Origin of the sequence: Deinococcus sp., assembly GCF_025362455.1 — a bacterium.
Taxonomy (GTDB): Bacteria; Deinococcota; Deinococci; order Deinococcales; family Deinococcaceae; genus Deinococcus.
The window spans coordinates 1-7063 of record NZ_JANYGJ010000076.1 but is presented as its reverse complement, the minus strand read 5'-3'; the positions used below and the strand labels follow the sequence as shown (position 1 = coordinate 7063).

At 67.6% G+C, this 7063-nt stretch carries 6 protein-coding genes; all 6 read left to right on the top strand.

The window, feature by feature from the left end; genetic code table 11:
- The coding region (locus Q0R23_RS05495; protein ID WP_293911223.1) for an ABC transporter permease at nucleotides 1-1222 on the top strand (1222 nt) is incomplete at its 5' end.
- Nucleotides 1215-2441 (top strand): FtsX-like permease family protein, encoded by a 1227-nt coding sequence (locus tag Q0R23_RS05490; protein ID WP_293911221.1) that lies wholly within the window; start codon nucleotides 1215-1217, stop codon nucleotides 2439-2441. The genes Q0R23_RS05495 and Q0R23_RS05490, both read left to right, overlap by 8 nt.
- 4 nt (nucleotides 2442-2445) lie before the next feature.
- Nucleotides 2446-3666, top strand: coding sequence for an FtsX-like permease family protein (locus Q0R23_RS05485; protein ID WP_293911219.1), 1221 nt, complete (start codon nucleotides 2446-2448; stop codon nucleotides 3664-3666).
- Entirely contained in the window at nucleotides 3659-4867 is a 1209-nt protein-coding gene (locus tag Q0R23_RS05480; protein ID WP_293911217.1) for an FtsX-like permease family protein, read from the top strand. Before Q0R23_RS05485 ends, Q0R23_RS05480 begins: the two co-directional genes overlap by 8 nt.
- A 37-nt stretch (nucleotides 4868-4904) precedes the next feature.
- On the top strand, nucleotides 4905-6293 hold the full coding sequence (locus Q0R23_RS05475; protein WP_293911215.1) for an efflux RND transporter periplasmic adaptor subunit: 1389 nt from the start codon (nucleotides 4905-4907) through the stop codon (nucleotides 6291-6293).
- A complete protein-coding gene (locus Q0R23_RS05470; RefSeq protein WP_293911212.1) occupies nucleotides 6290-7042 on the top strand; it encodes an ABC transporter ATP-binding protein in 753 nt (250 codons plus the stop codon). Before Q0R23_RS05475 ends, Q0R23_RS05470 begins: the two co-directional genes overlap by 4 nt.
- Nucleotides 7043-7063 lie beyond the last annotated feature (21 nt).

The window sequence follows — 7063 nt, the reverse complement described above, 5'->3', positions numbered from 1 at the left end:
TCAAGCTTACCGTTCGCTGCGGAGTCGGCCCCTGGAGAGCGTGCTGCTCATCTTGACCATCATGTTCGGGGTGGCGCTGAGCGGCCTGGTGCTGACGGCGGCCTGGCCGGGGCTGGGGAGCACCTCCAGCACGGCGCCGGGCCTGGATGGCCGCGAACTCACGGTGCAGCTTCGCGATCAGGATTATGGTCAGTTCTACAACACGCCGAACGCGCCGCCCGTCGCCCGTGTGGGGCGGGTCGGTGACAAGCCGATCATCGTAAGCGAGACCGATCTGGGCAAGTTCAAGGCGTCGGCTCCGGCGGTCAAGGCGGCCTACGTTACCGAGGAATCCAATATGGGCGACTGGGACAAGGGCCGGGCGGTCCGGGCGGTGAGCAGCGAGTATTTCGGGGCGCTGGGGGCCACGCTGGTCAAAGGCGCCCTGTTCGGCGCCGCCGATTACCGGGAGCAGCGCCCGGTGGTCATCCTGACCGAGTACGGCGCCAAGTTTCTGTTTCCCAAAAAATCGGCGCTGGGACAGAGCGTCGCGGGCTTCCGGGTCATCGGGATCATGAAGGTGCCGGAGGCCGACAAGTTCCAGTTTCGCTCGCCGGAGCAGCCGCAGTACGCGCCCCTGGGCCTGATTCCCTACGGCGCCAAGGTCAAGGAGGGCGACATCATCACCTCGCCGAATCCGCTCTCGGCGCTGCATTTTGTGGCGCAGCTGGGGCAGACCGCCGAGGCGCTCAGTCAGCTCAGTTTCGCGGCGCAAAAGCGCTGGGGCGAGCGGGTGAGCGTCAGCAGCAACGCCCAGCAGGGTGCCGAATACAGCAAGCAGTTTCGGCGCGCCGCCCTGACGCTGGCCCTGCTGGGTGTCGGCGGTCTGTTCGTCGCCAGCCTGAGCGTGCTGGCGCTGATGCTCGCCCGCATGCTCTCTCGCCAGCGTCAGCTCGGAATGGCCGCAGCGTTGGGTGCCAGCCGGGGCAGGCTCCGCAGCCAGTACCTGCTCGAAGTGCTGGTGCTGGGCGTGCTGGGCAGCGTGCTGGGCGGACTGACGGCCCTGGGTCTGGTGTTCTGGCTGACGCGCAGCTCCAGCGGCATGTACGGCTACACGCTGGACATTCAGCCGGTGGCATTGATCGTCACGGTGCTGGCCTCGGTGGTGCTGTGCGTGCTGTTCGGGCTTGTTCCGGCCATCCAGGCGTCGAAAGTGCGTCCCTCGGAGGCCCTGCGTGCTTAGCTCGGTCTGGAAGTCGCTGCGTGCCCGCCCGACCCGCACCGTCATTGCGCTGCTTCAGGCGCTGGTCGGCGCCCTGGTGGTCACGCTGGCGCTGGCGCTGGCCTTTACCCAGAACCGGGCGGCCAACACCTCCTCGGACCTGACCTTGCTGACCGCCGGATTCAGCACCAAAACGGGCTCGACCTCGTTTAGCCTGTTCGTGCCTGCCGACCTGCCCAAATTCCAGAAGCTCGCTCCGGACGTGCTCAAGCTCGACCTGCTCGGCTACGACTTCATCGACAATCTGGCCGTGGGGCAAAACCGCTACAAGCTCTCCGACAGCAAGGCCACCGGCCCGGACTACGCCGCCATCACCGGCCTGAAGGTGCTGCACGGCAGCTATTTCAATGCTCAGGACGTGGAGAAGGGCCGCAAAGTGGTGGTGATCGCCGCCAATACGGCGCTGGCCCTGTTTGGCCGCGAGGACGCCGTGGGCGAAACGCTCAGCATCATCGGGGGCGGCGGTGGTCCGGACAGTGGCAAGCCGCTGCCTTACCGGGTGGTGGGCGTCACCGAGGCGGCCCGGCCCAACCAGCAGGGCATTGCCAGCCCGCTGATCCGGCCTGTGGCGCAGACGGTGGGGAACAAGGCCAGCAGCGTCCTGATGGTGGCTCGCCCCGGACGGCTGGCCCAGGCCAAGGAACAGCTTCTGGCGGCTGCCCGGCGGTCATACAAGAACGACTCCCAGCTCAAAAGTTTTACCACGGGCGGCAAGAGCGGCTTTTTCTACTCCTCCGTGACCAATCCAATGGGGATGCCCAGCAACACCAACTCCACCATGCTCCGCGCCTACTACACCATCGCCGCCCTAACCCTGATCGTCAGTTCGCTAGGCGTGCTCTCGGCGCTGCTGGTCAGCGTCAACGAGCGGACCCGCGAACTCGGACTGCGCCGCGCCATCGGGGCCACGCGGGGGCAGATCGGGGTGAGTCTGCTGCTCGAAACCGGCCTGACCACCCTGCTCGGCAGCCTGGTCGGTACCGGGCTGGCGCTGCTGCTCTCGCCGACGCTGGCCGGACTGTTCGCCACGCTCCTGAACGGTGTCACGCTGGAGATCACGCCCACCCTGGCGGTGACGGTCATCGGCCTGTTCGTGGGCCTAAGTCTGCTGTTCGGCCTCCTGCCTGCCGTTGCCAGCACGCGGATGCGCCCCACCGAGGCGCTGCGGGTGCAAGGATGAGCGTATGACCCAGTCTCTAAAGACGGTGCGTTCCCGGCCCCTGGAAAGTTCGCTGCTGGTGCTGACCATCGGCTTCGGGGCGGCGCTCAGCGGTCTGGTGCTGTCAGCAGCCTGGCCGGGCCTGACGCGAGACCTCGGCGGCTCAGGGATAAGTGGTCACGAACTGCGCGTACAGATCAACGACACCGACATCGGCCTGGACCAGCCGGGTGCGCCGGTTGCCGTTCGCGTCGGGCTGCCAGGGGACGGCGCAGTGGTGATGGATGAGGCCGATCTCGCCAAGCTGGGAGTCCAGGCGCCGGACGTTCAAGTCGCCTACCTGGCGGAAAGCGTGAATATTGGAGACCGGAGCAGAGGACTGGACGTGAGCATGGTCACCAGCGACTATTTCAATGCCCTGAAAGTGGAACTGATGGTCGGCAGCCTGCCCGGCGCCGCCGACTACAAAGCCCAGCGCCCGGTGGTGGTGCTCACTGAGTACGCTGCCCGCACCCTGTTTCCGGGCCAGTCGGCGGTGGGCCAGGAGCTGCAAAACTTCAAGGTCGTCGGCGTCTTACGGGTGCCGGAAGGCGACCAGAACCTGTTTCGCTCGGCGGATCAGACTCAATTTGGCGCACTCGGCCTGGTGCCCTACGGCTCCACCGGTATTCAGCAAAGCGGCATGAACATTCTCCAGCCGCCGCTCTCCACCCTCCGGTTCCTGCCCCTGCCGGGCCGCGACGCGCAGGCTGCCGAGCAACTGGGCCGGGCAGCGCGGGCACGCTGGAGTGAGCGGGTCAGCGTGTCCAGCAACCTGGTGCAGCGGGCCGCTGTGGGCCGCGCTGCCCGGCTGAGCGCCCTGTCGCTGGCTCTGCTGGGCGTGGGCGGCCTGCTGATCGCCAGTCTGAGCATCCTGGCGCTGATGCTGGGCCGGGTCTCCTCACGCACCCGGCAACTGGGCATGGCCGCCGCGCTGGGGGCCAGCCGGGCACGCCTGCGGGGGCAGTATCTCGGAGAAGTGGTGCTGCTCGGCGGCGTCGGAAGCGCCCTGGGCGGCCTGGCCGCTGCCGGGCTGGTCTGGTGGATGGGTCGGGGCGTCAGCGGACCCTATGCGGGCTGGCTGACTCTGGAGCCGTTGGTGCTGGGCGGCGTGATGCTCGGCTCGCTGCTGCTGAGCGTGCTGTTCGGGCTGGTCCCGGCCATTCAGGCGTCACGGGTACGCCCAGCGGAGGCGCTGCGTGCTTAGTTCGGTCTGGACGACCCTGCGTGCCCACCCTGTGCGCTCGGTGATCGCACTGCTTCAGGCGCTGGTCGGGGCGGCGGTGGTCACGCTGGCGTTGGCGCTGGCGTTCGCACAGGGGCGCTCGGCCACCTTCTCGCAGGACCTGACGCTCTTCGGGGCCGGTCAGATCGGCACTTCAGGGCGGCTGTTCGTCTGGCTGTTCATGCCATCCGATCTGCCCAGGCTCATGAAGCTCGCTCCTGATGTGCAGCAGCTCGAACAGGTGGGCGGCGAAAGTTATGAATATGCCGAGGTGGGCTCCGCCCGCTACCGCCTGGCCGGTTTCCAGCAGACCGGTCCTGAATACGCGGCCCTGACCGGCCTGAGGCTGCTGCACGGTACGTATTTTTCGGCCAAGGACGCGCAGGCTCAGGCCCATGTGGCGGTCATCAGCGCTGACCTGGCTCTGTTGTTGTTTGGTCAGGAAGATGTGGTTGGTCGGCGCTTCAAACTCGCCTCGGATGCCGCTGGGCGGGTGCCGGAACCCTTCCGCATCGTGGGCGTGTCCGAGGCCGCCACCACGGGCCGCGAAGGCGTGGCCCGCCCGGTGTTCACGCCCCGCACGTCCTTCCCCGAAGCGTCCAAGTTGATCGTCCTGGCCCGCCCCGGACGGCTGAGCGAGGCCAAGGCGCAGCTCCTGGTGGCCGCCCAGCAACTCTACCGGCACAACACCACGCTCAAGCCGCTCCTGGATGACGGTAAGCCGGGATTCTATTTCGGTTCGGTGGATGACCAGTACGGGCAGTCGGGCACCGTCAACCTCCCCCTGCTGCGCTCCTACTACACCATCGCCGCCCTCACGCTCATCGTCAGCTCGCTGGGTGTGCTCTCGGCCTTGCTAGTCAGCGTGAACGAGCGCACCCGTGACATCGGCATGCGCCGCGCCATCGGGGCCACGCGGGGGCAGATCGTGACCGGGCTGCTGCTCGAATCCAGCCTGACCACCCTGACGGGTAGCCTGATCGGCGTAGGGCTGGCGTGGCTGCTCGCACCTGTCCTCAACGGCACCTTCAGCACCCTGCTGGGCGGCGCCACGTTAGCTGTCACGCCCGGACTGGGATGGTCGGTGATGGGCTTATTCTTGAGTCTGAATCTGCTGTTCGGCCTGGTTCCAGCGCTTTCCAGCACCCGCATCCGGCCCACCGAGGCGCTGAGGGCACTGTGAACCCGATTGTGACTTCAACGTTCAAAGGACTGCCTTCATGACCGACCCCAGGCCCACACCCGAACCCATCGTGCAGGTGCGCGGACCCAAGCGCCGGGCGTCCAGCGCGCCGGGCACGCCCAGACTCAAGGCCGACAAGCCGCGCAGCCAGTGGCCGTTACTCATCTACAGTCTGCTGGCCGTGCTCGTGCTGGCGGGCGGCGCCCTGCTGCTGCTGCGGCCCCGCACGAATGTCTACACGCTGCGCTCGTACCAGGCCGCCACCGTCCAGAAGGCCGACCTGATCGAGACGGAAATCACGGTGGGGACGCTGAGCAGCGGCGACGTGCGCCCGGTTTCGCCGCTGACTGAGGGCACGGTACAGAGCGTGCTGGTGCAGGCCGGACAGGACGTGCAGGCCGGGCAACTGCTTGCCCGCCTGGCCAGCCCCGACCTCGAAGCCGCCCGCGTCAAGGCCCGTGACGCCCTGCTGGTCGCCCAGGACACCCAGGCCGGGGCCGTCCGCACCGCTCAGAGTGCGCTGAGCGAGGCCGGGCGGGCGCAGCAGGCCGCCGCCGCCGCGCTGCCCGCCGCCCGGCTGGCCCTCAGCAGCGCTCAGAACCTCTACGCCATCGGCGGCGTCTCGCAACTCGATCTGAATACCGCCCAGGTGAAGGCCGGAGACGCCGAGCGGGCCATCCAGACGGCGGAAGGCAAGCGCCGCGAGGCCCAGGGCGCCGTGCAGGACGCGAAGAATGCCGGGGTGCTGAAATTGCAGGCCGTCCGGGACGATCTGAAACGCGCCGAAGCTGCCCTGGCGCGGCTGAACCTGCGCTCACCCATCGCCGGGCGAGTCAGCGACCTGGCCCTCAAGCCAGGGCAGCGGGTCACGGCGGGGAGTGTGGCGCTGAACGTCGCCAGCCTGAAGCAGGTCAGTGTGGTGCTGCAACTCGGTGAGGCGCTGGCCGGGCGGGTCAAAGTCGGCCAGGCGGCCAAGATTACCGTCGGCGAGCAGACTTATCCCGGCGAGATCGTGCGGGTGGCGACCCAGGCCAGCGCGGGCTCAGGGTCAGGCAACACCCAGACCGGCCCCACCGTGCAGGCGGAGGCGGCCTTCAAGCAGTTGCCAGCGGGATTGCGGCTGGGCAGCAGCGCCAGCGTGGAAGTGCGGGTGGCGAACCACAAAGGCGTGCTGACCCTGCCCCGCGCCGCCTTCCTGAGTACCGGCGGCGAGGCGCTGGCCTACGTGCTGAACGCGGAAAAAGCCGAGCGCCGGGAAGTCAGTTTCGGTGCCCAGAATGACACCCAGGTCGAGGTTCGCAGCGGCCTACAGGTTGGTGAGCGGGTCATCACCAGCAGTTACGAATCGTTCAAGGACCAGCCCACCATCCAGGCGCCCAAGAGTGGAGAGATCGGCGCCGCATCCAACTCCGGAGGCCAGCCATGACCGCCACACCAGCGCCCGCATCCACCCCACAACCCGTGCCAGACGCCTCAACCAGTCCTGGCGCCGCGCCGATGGTGCAGCTCACGGGCGTTTCCAAGCGCTACGCCCTGGGCGACACGATTGTCACCGCCCTCGACAATGTGAGCCTGACCGTCATGCGCGGCGAATACGTCGCCATCATGGGGACTTCCGGCAGCGGTAAATCCACGTTGCTGCAAATTCTGGGGGCGCTCGACCAGCCCACCGAGGGCACCTACGAACTCGAAGGGCACGACATCACCGCTCTCGGCGACAAGGAACAGGCCCGCATTCGCAACCGGCACTTCGGCTTCGTGTTCCAGGCGTACAACCTGTTTCCCGAACTGACCGCGCTGGACAACGTTGAATTGCCGCTGACCTACGCCGGGGTGAATAAAAAAGAGCGCCGTGAGCGTGCCCGGCTTCGGCTGGAGCAGATGGGCCTGTCGGCCCGCGAGCGCCACCTTCCGGCCCAGATGTCTGGCGGCGAACAGCAGCGCGTCGCCATCGCCCGCGCCCTGGTCACCAACCCGACCCTGCTGCTGGCCGACGAGCCGACCGGCAACCTCAATCAGGAAGCGGGCGAGCGGATCATGGAGTTGCTGTCGGGCCTGCACGGCGGCGGCACCAGCTTGATCGTGGTGACGCACGACCTCGCGGTGGGGGCGCGGGCGAAGCGGCTGATTACCGTTCGGGACGGCCAAGTGGTCGGGGACGCGGCGCAGGGCTGAGGCGGGACTGAAGCAGTGTGG